The organism is Jatrophihabitans sp. (assembly GCA_036399055.1).
Lineage (GTDB): Bacteria > Actinomycetota > Actinomycetes > Mycobacteriales > Jatrophihabitantaceae > Jatrophihabitans_A.
Genome location: DASWNX010000002.1, coordinates 117,171 through 132,763, shown reverse-complemented (window position 1 = coordinate 132,763; position 15,593 = coordinate 117,171). Strand labels below are relative to the sequence as shown.

General features: G+C 71.8%; 12 protein-coding genes. 9 read left to right on the top strand and 3 right to left on the bottom strand.

What is annotated here, in order from left to right; all coding sequences use genetic code 11:
• Nucleotides 1-49 precede the first annotated feature (49 nt).
• The 6 genes from VGB75_00655 to VGB75_00630 all read left to right on the top strand — a co-directional run bounded on the left by VGB75_00655 (nucleotide 50) and on the right by VGB75_00630 (nucleotide 7,884).
• Nucleotides 50-2,806, top strand: a complete 2,757-nt coding sequence (locus VGB75_00655) for an FtsX-like permease family protein (protein ID HEY0165525.1) — start codon at nucleotides 50-52, stop codon at nucleotides 2,804-2,806.
• A 21-nt stretch (nucleotides 2,807-2,827) separates the two neighbouring features.
• Nucleotides 2,828-4,147: a precorrin-6y C5,15-methyltransferase (decarboxylating) subunit CbiE gene (gene cbiE / locus VGB75_00650; protein HEY0165524.1), complete on the top strand. Its 1,320-nt coding sequence runs from the start codon at nucleotides 2,828-2,830 to the stop codon at nucleotides 4,145-4,147.
• Nucleotides 4,144-4,893 carry a precorrin-4 C(11)-methyltransferase gene (cobM, locus tag VGB75_00645; protein ID HEY0165523.1) on the top strand — a complete coding sequence of 250 codons (750 nt, stop codon included), beginning with the start codon at nucleotides 4,144-4,146 and terminating at the stop codon, nucleotides 4,891-4,893. Before cbiE ends, cobM begins: the two co-directional genes overlap by 4 nt.
• 111 nt (nucleotides 4,894-5,004) lie before the next feature.
• Nucleotides 5,005-6,012 (top strand): MerR family transcriptional regulator, encoded by a 1,008-nt coding sequence (locus tag VGB75_00640; GenBank protein ID HEY0165522.1) that lies wholly within the window; start codon nucleotides 5,005-5,007, stop codon nucleotides 6,010-6,012.
• A gap of 238 nt (nucleotides 6,013-6,250) precedes the next feature.
• On the top strand, nucleotides 6,251-7,186 hold the full coding sequence (locus tag VGB75_00635) for an NAD(P)H-binding protein (GenBank protein HEY0165521.1): 936 nt from the start codon (nucleotides 6,251-6,253) through the stop codon (nucleotides 7,184-7,186).
• Nucleotides 7,183-7,884, top strand: a complete 702-nt coding sequence (locus VGB75_00630; protein HEY0165520.1) for a type II CAAX endopeptidase family protein — start codon at nucleotides 7,183-7,185, stop codon at nucleotides 7,882-7,884. Before VGB75_00635 ends, VGB75_00630 begins: the two co-directional genes overlap by 4 nt.
• A gap of 27 nt (nucleotides 7,885-7,911) precedes the next feature.
• Here VGB75_00630 and VGB75_00625 read toward each other — a convergent pair whose 3' ends face one another.
• A complete protein-coding gene (locus tag VGB75_00625; GenBank protein ID HEY0165519.1) occupies nucleotides 7,912-8,565 on the bottom strand; it encodes a class II aldolase/adducin family protein in 654 nt (217 codons plus the stop codon).
• 20 nt (nucleotides 8,566-8,585) lie between these two features.
• Between VGB75_00625 and mtnA the strand changes: the two genes are divergently transcribed.
• From mtnA to VGB75_00610, 3 genes are read left to right on the top strand one after another with little or no spacing between them, the layout of a single operon-like run.
• Complete coding sequence (gene mtnA, locus VGB75_00620) at nucleotides 8,586-9,668, top strand: S-methyl-5-thioribose-1-phosphate isomerase (protein ID HEY0165518.1); 1,083 nt, start codon at nucleotides 8,586-8,588, stop codon at nucleotides 9,666-9,668.
• Between the two features lie 38 nt (nucleotides 9,669-9,706).
• On the top strand, nucleotides 9,707-11,977 hold the full coding sequence (locus VGB75_00615; GenBank protein HEY0165517.1) for a thiamine pyrophosphate-dependent enzyme: 2,271 nt from the start codon (nucleotides 9,707-9,709) through the stop codon (nucleotides 11,975-11,977).
• A 2-nt stretch (nucleotides 11,978-11,979) separates the two neighbouring features.
• Nucleotides 11,980-12,627 (top strand): GNAT family protein, encoded by a 648-nt coding sequence (locus tag VGB75_00610; GenBank protein ID HEY0165516.1) that lies wholly within the window; start codon nucleotides 11,980-11,982, stop codon nucleotides 12,625-12,627.
• A gap of 36 nt (nucleotides 12,628-12,663) precedes the next feature.
• On the opposite strand, the gene VGB75_00605 is transcribed toward VGB75_00610, so the two are convergent.
• Together VGB75_00605 and VGB75_00600 are read right to left on the bottom strand one after the other, a co-directional pair.
• A complete protein-coding gene (locus VGB75_00605; GenBank protein HEY0165515.1) occupies nucleotides 12,664-14,016 on the bottom strand; it encodes a hypothetical protein in 1,353 nt (450 codons plus the stop codon).
• Nucleotides 14,013-15,266 carry an MFS transporter gene (locus tag VGB75_00600; GenBank protein ID HEY0165514.1) on the bottom strand — a complete coding sequence of 418 codons (1,254 nt, stop codon included), beginning with the start codon at nucleotides 15,264-15,266 and terminating at the stop codon, nucleotides 14,013-14,015. Before VGB75_00600 ends, VGB75_00605 begins: the two co-directional genes overlap by 4 nt.
• Nucleotides 15,267-15,593: the final 327 nt, after the last annotated feature.

Genomic DNA, 15,593 nt, shown 5'->3' with positions numbered 1-15,593 from the left:
GAAAGGGTCACACTGAGCCGATGAACGCTGCTCGCAGGTGCCTGCAGCCGTGATCCGTCTGCTGCTGGTGCGGTTATGGGCCCATCGGTTGCGGGGGACAGCGCTGGTCATAGGCGTCGCGGCAGCCAGCACCGCGTTCATCGTGCTCACCGGGCAGGTCGAAGAGCAACGCCTGGAGCTGCGCGGCAAGGTCGACGCCGAGGCCATCTCGAGCTACGACATCCTGGTGCGACCGGCGAATTCCCGAACCGAGCTCGAGAAGAGCCAAGCTCTGGTGCGGGCCAACTTCCTGTCCGGTCAGTTCGGCGGCATCACCCTGCGGCAATGGCGTCAGATCCAACAACTGGACGGGGTGCAGGTCGCCGCGCCGGTCGCGATGGTCGGTTACGTGATACAGAGCGTCGTCATCCCGATCGACATCACCGACCAGCTCAGCCCGGCTGAGCAGCGGCTGTTCACCGCCTCCGTCCGCCGGCTCACCGCGCGGGGGTTGAGCCAATTCCGGCAACCGGACATCAGCTACAGCTACGTCACCCCGCAGCCGGTGCGGCGCGCGCCGGCGCAGGACGATCCGCGCACCCAAGGCGTCTCGATAGCCGAAGCTGACGGCACACCGCGGCTGGTCTGCCCGATTCGACTGCCGGCGACCGGCGGGCCGTTCGAGGTGCGCAGCCAGCGCAACGGCACCTGCTGGTCGCGGGCCAACGGCCCGGACGCCACTGGCTTCACGCTGCTGCCCCGGGGGCGTGCCGGAATCCTGGTGCAGTGGAATTTCCCGTTGCTGCTGGCGGCTATCGACCCGGAGCAGGAAGCCAGGTTGGCTGGGCTGGATTCAGCGGTGACCCGCGGCCGCTATCTCCCCCAGAATGGGATGGCGCCCGGTCGGCGCCTCCAGAGCGTGCCCGTCCTGATGGCCGAGCACGCAGGCTTCGACGCGCAGGATGAGATCAGCATCGAGCGGTTGACGCCGGAGGCGACCGCCGAGTTCGGCGCCGGGCTGCCCAGTGAGCGGCTGGACGCGCTGCTGGAACGGGAGCGGGGCGCCGTGGTCGCAAGCCTTCGCGTCACGGCCGAGACCGCCTACCAGCGCCTGCTGGCGACCAGGCTGCGGCCCAATGCCGATGACCCGATCGTGGCCAGTTACTGGACCAGCGGCCGGGTCAGCTATGGCGCCGGGCCCGACGGCTCGTTGCGACCGCGCCCGGTCACCAACCCGGCGAGTGTCTGGAAGGCGCCGGTGAACGTCCACACCTACGTCGCGGCGCCTCCGGAGGCGGCCGACACCGCATTCCGCCGGCTCAGCCACCATCCGTTCCTGGCCACCGGCGAGACCCCGAGCGCCGGACCCCGACTGGCCGTCATCGGGGCCTTCGATCAGTCGCGGCTGGACGGAGGCGCCCACGCGTTGGGCGGGTACCGCACCGCGCCGTTGACACCGGCTGATCCGGCCAGCAGCGCGCTGCTGCAGGGCCGGTCGCTGTTGCCCGACAGCAACATCGCCGGCTACCTGCTGCCCGCGCCGGCCCTGCTGACCTCTCTGGACGCGGCGTCGGTGTTCACCGACTCCTCGGTCTTTGACAACGTCAGCGACGCCGCGCCGATCAGCGCCGTCAAGATCCGGGTGGCGGGGGTGCGCGGCGTCGACCCGGTGAGCCGGGAGCGGGTCCGGCTGGTCGCCGAGGCGGTCATGGTCGCGACCGGCCTGGACGTCGATGTCACGGTCGGCAGCTCGCCGACCAACCGCCGCATCCTCCTGCCGGCAGGCTCGGCCGGACGGCCGGAGCTGCAGCTGTACGAGCAGTGGCAGCGCAAGGGAGTGGCGGTGACGGTCCTGCGGGCGATCGACCGCAAGAGCCTGTTGCTGTTCGTCCTGGTGCTGGTGGTCTGCGGGGTGTTCATCGCCAACGCCGCGGCGGCCGCCGCGCGCTCACCCAGGAGGGAGCTGTCGACGCTGAGCTGCCTGGGCTGGAGCCGCGGTCAGCTCCTGCGGCTGATGCTGGGCGAGATGGCGGTGATCGGCGTCAGCGCCGGAGTGCTCGGAGCGCTGGCGGCGCTGGCCGGCGCCCGCGGGCTCGGCGTGCCGGTGAGCACGGGCCGGGCACTGGCCTCGGTGCCCGCGGCGCTGGTCCTCACGCTGCTGGCCGCCGCCTGGCCGGTGTGGCGGGCTTCGCTGCCCGCGCCGCTGTCCGGGGCCCTCGCGACTGGACGGCCGCGTTCGCTCCCCGGCAGCGGTGACAGCGCCGGCGGTGGCTCACCGCGTGGGCTGCTGCAGTTGGCATACCTGAACCTGCGTGGCGACCCCGGCCGCACGGGGCTGGGAATGGCGGCAGTGGCCCTCGGCTCGGCAGGCCTGACGACGGTGCTGGCGATCACGATGGCCTTTCACGGCAGCATGGTGGGCAGCCTGCTCGGTGATGTGATCTCGCTGCAGGCCCGCCGGGTCGACTATCTCGCGGTCGCCATCACCCTGGCGCTCGCCGCGGTCGCGGTCGCCGATGTCAGCTACCTCAACATGCGCGAGCGCCGTGAGGACCTGGCGCTGCTGCGGGCGGTCGGGTGGACGAATCTGCAGCTGGGCCGGCTGATCACCATCGAAGGGGTGCTGATCGGACTGGCCGGCTCGGCGGCGGGCGCCTCGCTGGGCTTGGGGGTCACCGCGCTGCTGGCCGGCTCGACGCCGGGCGCCTTGTGGTTGCTGGCGGGGCTCACCATGCTGACCGGCGTCCTGGTCAGCGCGCTGGCGACCTTGCTGGCGGCGCTGTCCTTGCCGTTGTTGGTTGGGGCGCCCTCGCTGACCGAGGACTGAGCCTGCGGCAGACTGCACGCTGTGCCTGACCCGACCGAGTCCGCCGACGCCTGGGATGGCGATGACGCCGCCCACGACCTGGCTGCCCAGAGCGCTCCGGTGGCGACCGAGCCCCGGGTGCTGGTGGTCGGCATCGGCGTCGATGGCTGGGAGGGGCTTGGCGCGCCAGCCCGGGCGGCTCTGACCGAGGCTGAGCTGGTGCTGGGCAGCGATCGCCAACTGCGCCTGCTGCCCGCGCACCTGCGGGCCGAGCGGCGCGCCTGGCCGTCTCCGATGCTGGCCTCGTTGCCCGGGTTGCTCGCCGAGAGCGGCCGCCGCCGGCTGGTAGTGCTGGCCAGCGGCGATCCGATGCACTACGGCATCGGCGGCACGCTGGTGCGCTCGCTGGGCCCGGGGTCCGTCCAGGTCATACCGCAGGTGTCCTCGCTGTCGCTGGCCGCCGCTCGGCTCGGCTGGCCCTTGGAGGAGACCGAGGTGGTCAGCGTGATGGGCCGGCCGATGGCCGCGCTGCACCCGCTGTTGCAGCCAGGGCGGCGGCTGTTGGCGCTGCTCGGCTCGGCAGCTGACGCCGCGTCCCTGGCCCAGTTGCTGTGTCAGCGAGGCCTGGGCCCCAGCGAGTTGACGCTGCTGTGCGAGCTGGGCGGACCCGCCGAACGGCTGTGGCGCTCCCATGCCGAAGACTGGTCACCGCGACCGGACGAGCCGCTGGCGGTCCTGGCGATCGAGGTTCGCACGGTGCCGGGGGCCGCGCTGCTGCCGGCTTCGCCGGGGCTGCCCGACGAGGCTTTCGACACCGACGGCCAGCTCACCAAGTCCGAGGTGCGGGCCATCACCCTGGCGGCGCTGGCCCCGGTGCCCGGTCAACTGCTCTGGGACGTCGGCGCCGGTAGCGGCAGCGTCGGCATCGAGTGGATGCGCAGCCATCCGTCCTGCCGGGCAGTGGCGATCGAGGCCCGTGCGGACCGGTTGGAGCGGATCGCGGCCAACGCGCAGGCACTGGGCGTGCCGGGACTGCGACTGGTGGCCGGGCAGGCGCCCCAGGCGCTGGACGGCCTGCCGCGACCGGAGGCGATCTTCGTCGGTGGCGGGGTCAGCCGGCCAGGAGTGCTGGAAGCCTGTGAGGCAGCGCTGGCGCCCGGCGGCCGGCTGGTGGCCAACGGCGTCACGGTGGAGACCGAGGCCGTGCTGGCGGACTGGCATCGGCGGCTGGGCGGGCGGCTGATCCGGATCGCGGTGCAGCGGGCTGAGCCGGTCGGCGGGTTCACCGGCTGGCGGCCGGCCATGCCGGTCACCCAGTGGAGTCACACCAAGCAGGGGGTCTACCGGGAGGCAGCGCGGTGACGGTTCACTTCATCGGGGCCGGACCGGGGGCGGCGGACCTGATCACCCTGCGCGCGCAGCGGATCCTGGCCTCCTCGCAGGTCTGCCTGTACGCCGGCAGCCTGGTTCCGGCTGAGGTGCTCGAGCACTGCCCGCCTGGCGCCCGGCTGGTCGACACCGCCGAGCTGAGCCTGGACCAGATCATCGCCGAGCTGGTGGCCGCCGACCAGGCCGGGCACCAGGTCGCCCGGTTGTGCAGCGGCGATCCGTCGCTGTTCAGCGCGGTGGCCGAGCAGCTGCGGCGCCTGGATCAGGCCGGCGTCGGCTATGACATCACCCCGGGGGTGCCGGCGTTCGCGGCGGCGGCGGCGGCGCTGGGCCGCGAGCTGACCGTCCCGGGGGTCGGCCAGAGCGTGATCCTGACCAGGACGGCCGAGCGGGCCACCGCCATGCCGCCGGGGGAGGAGCTGGGCAGCCTCGGCGCCGGCGGGGCGACCCTGGTCCTGCACCTGGCCGTGCAGCGGATCGAGGCCGTCGTCGCCGAGCTGGTCGGCAACTACGGCGTGGACTGCCCGGTCGCGGTGGTGGCCTACGCCAGCCGGCCCGAGCAGCAGATCCTGCGGGGCACCCTGGCCGACATCGCTGAGCAGGTCCGGCAGGCCAGCATCCGGCGGACCGCGGTGATCGTGGTCGGCCGGGTGCTGACCGCGGCCGGCTTTCCGGACAGCCACCTGTACTCGGCCGCTCGGGATCGAACCGCGCACTGAGCCTCCCGGCGGCGCCGCTCAGCGGCCCAGCCCTGGCGAATTCGACGCGCCCGAGGGCTTGTGAATGCCTGGAAACTTGTTCAACTTGAATGCATCAGGCATGATTCTCCAGTGCCGGACGCCATCCAGCAGTCGCCCCAGGGCAGTCGTGTGCTGCTGTCGGTGGGCGCCGCGGCCGGCCGCCTCGGCGTGGCGCCTGCCACCGTGCGCAGCTGGGAGCGTCGCTACGGCCTTGCGCCTGGCGGTCGCAGCGACGGCGGTCACCGCCGCTACACCGAGGCCGACCTCGACCGGTTGCTGCGCATGCAGGAGCTGGTCAGCCGGGGCCAGGCGCCCGCTGCCGCCGCCCGAGCGGTGCTGAGCGACCACCCCGAGCACAGCCTGACGCCGACCCGTCCCGCGGGCGGGCCGGCGACCACCCGCTCGGCTCCGACGGGACGGCGGCCCAAGCACGGCGGAGGGCCTGGTGGCCGGGTGCTGGCGGTGCCGGGCGCCTCGCCAGAGGTTCGGGGGCTGGCGCGCGCTGCCAGCCGGCTGGACGCCGACTCCGCGGCCGGTCAGATCGGGGACCTGCTGGTCAGCCGGGGCGCGGTGCGCACCTGGAACGAGGTGCTGCGCCCGGTGCTGGTGTCGATCGGGGTTCGCTGGGTTCGCACCGGCGTGGACGTCGAGCACGTGCTCAGCGAAGCGGTCATGGACGCGTTGCGGGCCTACCGCGCCTTCCTGCCACGGCCGGTGCCCGGCCGTCCGGTGCTGCTGGCCTGCGCTCCCGAGGAGCAGCACACCCTGCCCCTGCACGCGCTGGCGGCCGCGCTGGCCGAGCAGCGGGTGCCGCTGCGACTGCTGGGCGGCCGGGTGCCCACAACGGCGGTGGCCGCCGCGGCGCGCCGGACCTCCGCCGGCGCGATCTTCCTGTGGCGGCACTGCCAGGACGCCGAGGCCGGGGCGCCGGCCCGCCCGGACGAGCTGGCAGAGCTCGCCGAGCTGACCCGCAGCCGGCCGGCGCGGCGGTTGGTGGTCGGCGGCTCGGGCTGGCAGCAGGGCGCGCTACCGGTGGGCGCCAGTTTCGCCAACGACCTTGAGGCGGCGCTCCGGCTACTCCAGTCGGCAGCTCGATAACTTGTGCAGCGCTTGTCAGTTGCTTTGCCGCCGACCGCCGACTAAACAGGTGTGCAGGAGTCGAGTTTCCGAAAGGCCGGCACTGAAGCCGACAGCAGGCCGGCAGCAGTCCGACGCCAGACCGGCGAGAGGGCCGCGGCCGGCGCGAGGGTCGCGGCCGGCATGAGAGCCGCGGCCGGCAGGCAAGGTGAACCCGGCCAGGCGAGGTGAGACCCAGGCGAGGTGAGACAGGGACATCATGACCGGACCGGACGTGCTGGTGACCGGCGCCTCGGGATTCATCGGCTCACACCTGTGTCAAGCGCTGGAGGTGGCCGGCTATCGGGTCCGGGCGATGACCCGGCATCCGGAGCGCTACTTCGGCGCCGGCGAGCCGGTGGCCGGCGACGTCGGCCGACCGGCCAGCCTGCAGGAGCCGCTGGCAGGCGTCGAAGCCGCTTACTATCTTGTGCATTCATTGGACTCGGCCCAGTTCGAAGAGGTGGACGCCCAGGCTGCCCGAGCGTTCGGCGCCGCCGCCGCCGAGGCCGGCGTCGGGCGCATCATCTATCTCGGCGGGCTGGGCGCCGACGATCAGCAGCTGTCGGCGCACCTGCGTTCCCGGCGCGCGGTGGAGACCCTGCTCGGTGAGGCAGGCGTGCCGGTCACCGTCCTGCGGGCGGCGGTCGTGATCGGCCACGGGGGGATCTCGTGGGAGATCACCCGGCAGCTGGTGGACCATCTGCCGGTGATGATCGCGCCCCGGTGGGTGAGCACCCGCACCCAGCCGATCGCGCTGGCCGACGTGGTGCGCTACCTGGTCGCTGTGCTGCAGGCGCCCGAGTCGGCCGGGCAGGTGTACGAGATCGGCGGGCCCGAGGTGTTGCGCTACATCGACATGCTGCAACGGGCGGCGCGGGTACAGCACAAGCGGATGCTGCCGGTGCTGCCGGTGCCGTTGCTGACGCCGAGGTTGTCCTCGGCGTGGCTGGCGCTGGTGACCGATGTGAACCTGGCGACCGCCCGCAACCTGGTCGATTCGATGACCACCGAAGTGGTGGTGCGGCAGAACTCCATTCAGCGGCTGGCGCCCGGTCCGACGATCGGGTACGACGAGTCGGTGCGGCAGGCGCTGGCGGCCCGTCGGGCCGCGGCCGGCGCCGGACCGAGGCGCCGGCTGCCGCGAGCCGGATGAGGTACCTGCCGGCCCTGCTGCGCCCAGTCCTGGTCGACAAGGCGCCTCGCGATCACCGCGAGCCCGACAGCGCGTTCCGGCGCCGCCGGCTGGTGGTCGCGCTGGTGCTGGTCGCCGGCGCGCTGATGCTCGGCCTGTCGCTGTCGGTGCGACCGGCGGACCCGGCGTTCTACCCGTTGACGGCGGGGTTGGCAGCGGTCTGGTTGATCGGGGGCCTGGGGTCGGGCCCGCTGCATCTGGGCCGGATCAGCTTTCGGGGCGAGCTCCGCCGGCCCGTGCTGACGCCGGTGGCCATCGGGCTGGCGGCCGCCGCGGTGTTCGTGCTGGGCGCCCTGGTGGTGCGTGAGATCGACCCGCTGCGGGCGCTCACCGAAGACGTTCTGGACCACGCCCGGTACGGGTCGCTGCCGCTGGTCGCCGCGGTCACGCTGCTCAACGGGATCGCCGAGGAGATCTTCTTTCGAGGAGCGCTGTACGCCGCCCTGGGCCAGCGGCGCCCGGTGCTGGCCTCCACCGGTATCTACGCGGTGGTGACGGTGGCCACCGGCAATCCGATGCTGGTGTTCGCTGCGGCCGCCCTGGGCTTGATCCTGGGCCTGCAACGGCGGGCTTCGGGCGGCATCCTGGCGCCGATGCTGACTCACGTCACCTGGTCGCTGGTCATGCTGCTGGCGTTGCCGCCGCTGTTCGCCGGCTGAGCCGGGCCGACCCCACGCGCAGGCTGCTCAACCCCGGCCTGAGGGTTGGCCGTAACCGGCCAACGCCGTCCGGGCGGCGGCCAGTTGCTCGGAATCCAGCAGCTGTGGAACGCCGAGCTGACGCGCTCGCCAGGCCAGCTCGGCGGTGTACTCGACGGCGTCGGCGACTGCCATCGCCGCGTCGAGGTCCGCGCCCACCGCCACGACGCCGTGGTTGGCCAGCAGCACCGCGAACCCGGCGCCCAGCCTCGCCACGCAGGCCTGGGCCAGCTCGGCGGTGCCGTAGCGGGCGTACGGCGCCACCGGCACCGCCTCGCCGGCCCGGACGATCAGGTAGTGCACGGGCGGAATCTGCTCGCCGAGCACCGCGAAGGTGGTGGCGAACATCGAGTGGGTGTGCACCACCGCGCCGACATCCGGGCGTGCGCGGTAGACGCCCAGGTGCAGGGCCACCTCGGAGGTCGGCCGCAGCGCGCCGTCGAGCTGGGCGCCGTCGAGTCCGAGCACCGCCACATCGCTGTCTCGCATGCCGGGGTAGGCCAGGCCGGTGGGGGTGATCGCGATCCTGCCGGTGGCCGGGTCGCGGACCGAGACGTTGCCCGAGGCGCCGCGCACAAGCCCGGTCGCCAGCAGCTGGTGGCAGGCCCGCACCACCGCGGCGCGCTGGTCGGGGAGGAGCACAGCTGGTTACGCTACCGGCCATGCGAACCATTGACTGGGTCGACGGCATGGTTCGGATCATCGATCAGACCAGGCTGCCGGCCGAGCTGGTGAGCATCGACCTGCGCGAGGTCGACGAGCTGGTCGTCTCCATCCGGTCCCTGGCAGTGCGGGGCGCGATGGCCCTGGGAGTGGCCGGCGCGCTGGGCATGGCCCTGGCCGCGTGTCGCTCGGCCGAACGCGACGGCGATCTGGACGCCGACCTGGCGGTGGCTGCCGACAAGCTCAGCGGCGCGCGTCCGACCGCGGTGAACCTGTCCTGGGGTGTCGAGCAGGTGCGCTCAGCCCGCGCCGCAGGCGCCGGCGTCGCCGAGCTGGTGGCTGCCGCGCTGGCGATCCGGGACGCCGACATCGAGGTCAACCAGGCGCTCAGCGACCGCGGCGCGCAGCTGCTGGCCGGCGCCCGTCGAGTGTTGACCCACTGCAATGCCGGCGCGCTGGCCGGTGTCGAGTTCGGCACCGCGCTGGGGGTCATCGAGCGGTTGCACGCCGCGGCGCCACTGGAGATGGTCTACGTCTGCGAGACCCGGCCACTGCTGCAGGGCAGCCGGCTGACCGCCTGGGAACTCGGGCGCCGAGGCATCCCGCATCGGGTCATCGTCGACTCCGCCGCGGCCGGGCTGATGCTGGGCGGCCAGGTCGAGGCGGTGGTGGTGGGCGCGGACCGGATCGCGGCCAACGGTGATGTCGCGAACAAGGTCGGGACCGTCTCGCACGCGCTGGCCGCCAGCTACGCCGGCATCCCGTTCGTGGTGGCCGCGCCGGAATCGACCATCGACCGCGCGACCGAGAGCGGCGCCGGGATCCGCATCGAGCTGCGCGACGCCGGCGAGGTGCTGGCCATGGCCGGCCAGCGGGTGGCCGCGCCGGGCAGCACCGGGTGGAACCCGGCCTTCGACGTCACCCCGGCTGCCCTGGTCACCGCGATCGTGACCGAGCTGCGCACCATCGACGGCCGGGCCGACGACGCCATCGACGGCCGGGCCGAGGACGCCATCGACGGCTCGCCCGGGGACAGCGTCGACGCCTCACAGGGCCCGGGCAGCGTCGCGCAGCCGGAGTGATCCACGCGCGGGAGTGCCCGGCAGGGTTAGATGTGCAGGTGCCCGCCGAACGCCACCCCCTGGAGCAGCATCTGCTCACCGCGCTGACGGCGTTGCCACGGGGCGCCAGCCGCGACCTCGACGCCCCGGTCCGAGCGGGCAGCGCGCTGTCGGTCAGGCAGGCCAGCCAGCTGTTCCAGGCGCAGTGCGAATCCCGCCAGGCCGACCTGGCGGCGATCTGGATGCAGACCCAGGGCCGTGGTTACTACACCATCGCCTCATCGGGCCATGAGGGCAACGCGGCGGTCGCGGCGGCGCTGCGCCCGGACGACCCGGCGCTGCTGCACTACCGCTCCGGCGGCTTCTACTGCGCGCGCTCCCAGCAGCTGCCCGGTCACGACCCCGTCCGCGACATCCTGGGCGGCGTGGCCGCGGCCGTCAGCGAGCCGATCGCGGGCGGGCGGCACAAGGTGTTCGGCAACGCCGAGCTGGCCGTCATCCCGCAGACCTCCACGATCGCCTCGCACCTGCCGCGCGCGGTCGGGCTGGCTTTCGCCCTGGGCCGTGCCCGTCGAACCGGGGTGCAGACGCCGTGGGCGCCCGACTCGATCGTGGTCACCAGTTTCGGCGACGCCTCGGCCAATCACTCCACGCTGGTGGGCGCGGTCAACAGCGCCTCGAGCACGGTCTATCAGGGCCTGCCGATGCCGTTGCTGATGGTGTGCGAGGACAACGGCCTGGGGATCAGCACCCGGACCCCGTCCGGCTGGATCACCCAGCGGTTCTCGGCCCGTCCCGGTCTGCGCTACCTGGCGGTGGACGGCTGTGACCTGGCCGATGTCTATGACGCGGCCAGCCAGGCGGTCCAGTTCGTCCGGACGGCCCGCAAGCCGGCGTTCCTGCACCTCAGGACCGTCCGGTACCTCGGCCACGCCGGGTCGGATGCGGAGGTGGCCTACCGCACCCCGGCCGAGATCGCCGCCGACTACGAGCGCGATCCGCTGCTGGCCACCGCCGAGTTGCTCGCAGCCGCCGGATTCGCCGACGGCCCCGAGCTGGCGGCGCGGTATTCCGCGATCGGCGACCGCGTTCGCGAAGTGGCGGTCCAGGTGCTGACCGAACCGCAGCTGGGCTCGGCCGCGCAGGTGACAGCGCCACTGGCGCCGCGCGGCGCCGAGCAGGTGGCCGCGGCGGTGGCCACGCCGTCCGAGGTCGATCGCGGCGCGCTGTTCGGCCGGCTGCCCGAGGAGGAGGGGCCCTTGACGCTGGCGCAGTCGATCAACCGCGCCTTGCACGACGAGATGGCCCGGCGGCCGCAGGCGTTGCTGTTCGGCGAGGACGTCTCGGTCAAGGGCGGGGTGTACGGGCTGACCAGGGGCTTGCGCAAGAGCTTCGGCGGGGCGCGGGTGTTCGACACGATCCTCGACGAGCAGGCCATCCTGGGGGTGGGCCTGGGCGCCGCGCTGGCCAATTTCCTGCCGATCCCTGAGATCCAGTACCTGGCCTACCTGCACAACGCCGAGGACCAACTTCGCGGCGAGGCCGCCACGCTGCAGTTCTTCTCCCAGGGCCAGTACCGCAACCCCATGGTCGTCCGGATCGCCGGCCTCGGCTACCAGAAGGGCTTCGGCGGCCACTTTCACAACGACAACTCGGTGGCGGTGCTGCGCGACATCCCCGGCCTGGTGGTGGGCGTGCCCGCCCATCCTTCCGACGCCCCGGCCATGTTGCGCAGCCTGATCGCCGCCGCCGCCGTGGACGGGACCGTCAGCGTCTTCCTCGAGCCGATCGCCCTTTACCACCAACGTGATCTGTTCGCCGCCGGTGACGGTGGCTGGCTCGCCGAGTACGCCGGGCCGGACCGGTGGGCGGCCGGGCACATCCCGATCGGCCAGGCCCGCCGCTGGCTGGTCGACGGCGCGGCCGACGGTGGCCCGGCGCACCGAGCCGAGGCCGCGGACCTGAGCATCATCACCTTCGGCAACGGCGTGCCGATGAGCCTGCGAGTGGCCAAGACCCTTGCCGAAGAAGGGGTGTCGGTTGCGGTGCTGGACCTGCGGTGGCTTTCGCCGTTGCCCGTCAAGGACATTCTTCGCGAGGCTGCCAGCAGCGGCCAGGTGCTGGTCGTCGATGAGACCAGGCGCTCGGGCGGGGTGTCTGAGGGCATCGTCACCGCGCTGGTCGACGGCGGCTTTCGGGGTCCGATCAAGCGGGTCACCAGCGTCGACAGCTTCATACCGCTCGGCGATGCGGCCAGGGCGGTGCTGCTGGACGAGGCCACCGTGCTGCAGGCAGCCCGTTCGCTGCTGTCGGCGCTGGTTCCGGAGTAGCCATGCCGGCGCACCCGTACTGGCCGTTGTGGGATGTGCGGCTGTCGGTGGCGGATCTTCAACTACGGCCGATGACCGAGGCAGACCAGCTGCCGTTGGCCGACCTGCTGCCCGACGACCTGGAGCTCGACCCCCAGGCGACCCGCTATCCCGGCCTGGACGAGGCGACCAACCGGCGGGTGATCGGCTTTCAGAGCTACTGGAGCAGCTATGGAAGCTGGAAGCCCGAGCGGTGGCGGTTGCCGTTCTGCGTCCGGGTCGGCGGTGAGCTGGTGGGGGTGCAGGAGCTGGAGGCCGAGGACTTCGCGCTGCTGCGCACCGTGGACAGCGCCTCGCACCTGGCGCCGCGGGTGCGAGGTCGGGGGATCGGTAAGCAGATGCGCCGAGCCGTCCTGGCGCTGGCCTTCGGCCCGCTGCAGGCCGAGGCCGCGATCACCTCGGCCTGGCATGACAATCACGCCTCGCTGGCGGTGTCGCGGGCACTGGGTTACCAGCCCAACGGCGAGTCGCTGCACCCGCGCGGAAACGGGGTCGACACGATGACGCACCTGCGCCTGCGCCGCTCGCAGTGGTTGGCCGCGGGCGGCGCCGCAGGAGTCGTTCTCGAGGGCGTCCCGGCCTGCCTGCCCTACTTCGGACTGACATCCTGAGCCGCGGTCAGCGTCCGAGGCGTCGTCGCGCGGTGATCAGGCCGGCGTGTGGAAGACCCCGGTCAACCGGGTCGCCGCGTTCGCGCCGCGGTTGATGATGCCCAGTTGATCCGAGGGCAGAGCGCGGATGTGCGAACCGGAGTACCCCATCGGCGTGAGGAAGGTGCTCCAACACGCGACCCAGGTCTCCAGCTCGCCTGTCTGCGGGTTGACGACCGGTTCGTGCCGCTGGCGGACCCGCTCCTGGACGATGTACTTGCCGGCCACCGCCGAGTCCAGGGCCGCGGCCCACTCGCGGTCCGTTGACATCCAACCGACGGTGATCCCTCGGCCGCCGTGGTCGTTGCAGGGCTTGAGGATCAGGTTCTGGCGCTCGGACCGGCAGTAGTCCAGGAGCTTGACCGACTCGCCGCCGGCTTCGGTCTCGGCGTCCACCAGTAGCCTGGTCCAGGGCAACACCCGGTCGAACAGCTCCACCTCGTCGTCGGTGAAAGCCTCGCGCCAGCGTGGGTCAGACAGCAGGGCGAGGCTTCCCTTGTTGGCGTAGAGCAAGCTCTCCATGGTCGTGAGCAGGATCGTGCCACCCGCCTCGTGCGCTGCGAAGATGGGCTCGACCGCGGCCTCGCCGGCCGGGTCGGACATGACTTGGTTCAGCGAGAAGTACCGCAGCACGACATCGATGGGCGTGCCGTCGAGGTAGAGCTTGCCGTTGTTGTTCACGACCTGGCTCACCTCGCCCAGCATCAGGTCGATGCCGCATCCGCGCAGCATCTCCTGAAAGGAGAGCAGGAGGGGCATCAGCGGTCGCAGGGCGCCGTCGGCCTCGAGCAACGCGACCACCGGCTGCGCGCCCCGGGCCACCGGCTCAGCCGCGGCCCGTAGGCTCCGCGCGATCTGCTCGCCGGTGTGCACGTGGCCGAGCCCGTGCTCTTCGGCGAATCTCCGGAATGGCTCCACCTGCATCAGCGCGGGCATGACCTGGGCCTGATCGATGCCGCCGAGCTGGCTGCCGACGTTGAACTCCAGCAGCTTGAACCCCACGCCGTCGTGGTACAGGTCCGATCGCCCGTAGAGCTCGGGAGGCTGGTCGGCCAGCCTCCTCATCAACCCGGCTTCTCGCGGGTTGAAACCGACCTGGCTGCAGTAGGCGGCCAGATCTCCGCCGAACATGCGGCCCGGCAGGGTCTGCAGGATGCGGAAGAAGTCGGCCAGATCCGCCGCGGCCCGCCGGATCTCGGACTCGGCCACGAAGAACGGCCGTGGCATCAGGCGGTCACCGAAGCATTGGAGGTACTGCTGTGGAAAACGCGCCTTCGCCACCACATCCCGTAGCTCGCTCTGGGGGTCCAGGCATCGCTTGATGTAGTCCTCGGTGACCGAGTCGGTCATCTGCTCGTCCTTTCGGTGGAGGTTTCTGAGACCGCCTGCTCGGGAAGCTCCCGCAGCGTGCGGAGTGGTGACAGGAACGGTGGCAGCCACACCAGGATCAAGCCGGCTACGCCTACGGTCAGGGCAGCTCGAGCCCCGACGAACTGCCCCACCAGGCCCGCGACGCCCGCGCCGACGGTCAGCGAGCCGAACAGCAGGAACCGCATGGTGGCGTTCATCCTCCCGAGCAACCTGTCGGGCGTCACCCGTTGCCGAAGGCTCACTTGGAGGACGTTGTTCACCCCCACCTGGGCGGTCGTGAGGAGCCAGCCGAACGCGGCCAACCACCCGAGCAGTCCGTGGTTCAGGAAGGGGATGAACAGCTTGACCGGCACGGTCGCCAGTCCGACCAGCCACATCACCCGCCCGTACCCCAGCCACGTCCCCAGCCGTCTCGCGGCGGTGGTGCCCAGCAGCACCCCGCCGCCGCCGAGGGCCATGAACAGCCCGACGGAGGCTGCGGAGAAGCCGAGGTCCTGGGTCAGCAGGACGGGCAGGATCACGACGCTGATCTGCACGGACAGGTTGTTCAACACGCCGGTCATCGCGATGGGGCGTAACAGCGGATGACCGGACACGAACCGGATGCCCTCGCCGACCTCGCGCCATAGGCCGGCGCCAGACCTTGCCGAGGTGCGGCTACCGCCTCTCTTCCGGATCCGGCTGAGGCAGATCGCGGACCAGGTGAAGGTCGCGGCGTTGAAGGCGACCGCGAGGGGCGCGGTGAGCAGTTGAACCAGGAACCCGCCTACGCTGCGCCCGCCGATCATGTTGACCGCGTCGATGCTCGCCAGCTTGGTGTTCGCGGCCACGAGGTTCTCTCGTCCCACCAGGTGCGGCAGGAAGCTTTGGGCGCTCACGTCGAAGAACACCGTCGCGACGCCGGCGAGGGCGACCACCAGGTACAGCTGCCCGATGGTCAGCATGTGCAGCGACCACGCGATCGGGACGGATCCGAAGAGCACGGCGCGGGCCAGGTCGGCCGTGACCAGCACCCGGCGCTTGTCGAGACGGTCGACCCACGCCCCGGCGGGCAGGCCGATCAGCAGGAACGCGGCTGTGCTCAAGACGTTGAGCAGGCCCACCTCGCCAGCGCTGGCGTTCATAGTGAGCACGGCGAGCAGTGGTAGCGCGATGTAACTGACCTGGGTGCCGAGTTTGCTGGCCAGCGCCGCGGCGAAAACCAGCTGGAAATCTTTGTTTCCCGACACCGATTCCGATGACTGCGCCCCGTGCCTGCCGCTCCGCCACCGATCGAGTGTCAGCTGCATTTCTACTCCGGTTCCGATAAGCGCGTCCGGCACAGACGGTGCGGAGACTGCGTGCTAGGACTGCGACACCCCCGCCTAGTGATGGGGAGCGGCGGATAACTGGTTGTCCGTTCTGACAGGCACTCAATTCAGTGGCCCGGCCAGCGGTGCTTTCCGAGATTCAGGCGTCGAGGCCCGGCACCTGCAGGAGGACGCGCCCGGCGAGCTGCTGGACGCAGGCCTGAGACATCGCACTGCAGAGATCTCGCCTAGGACATATCTCGCCTA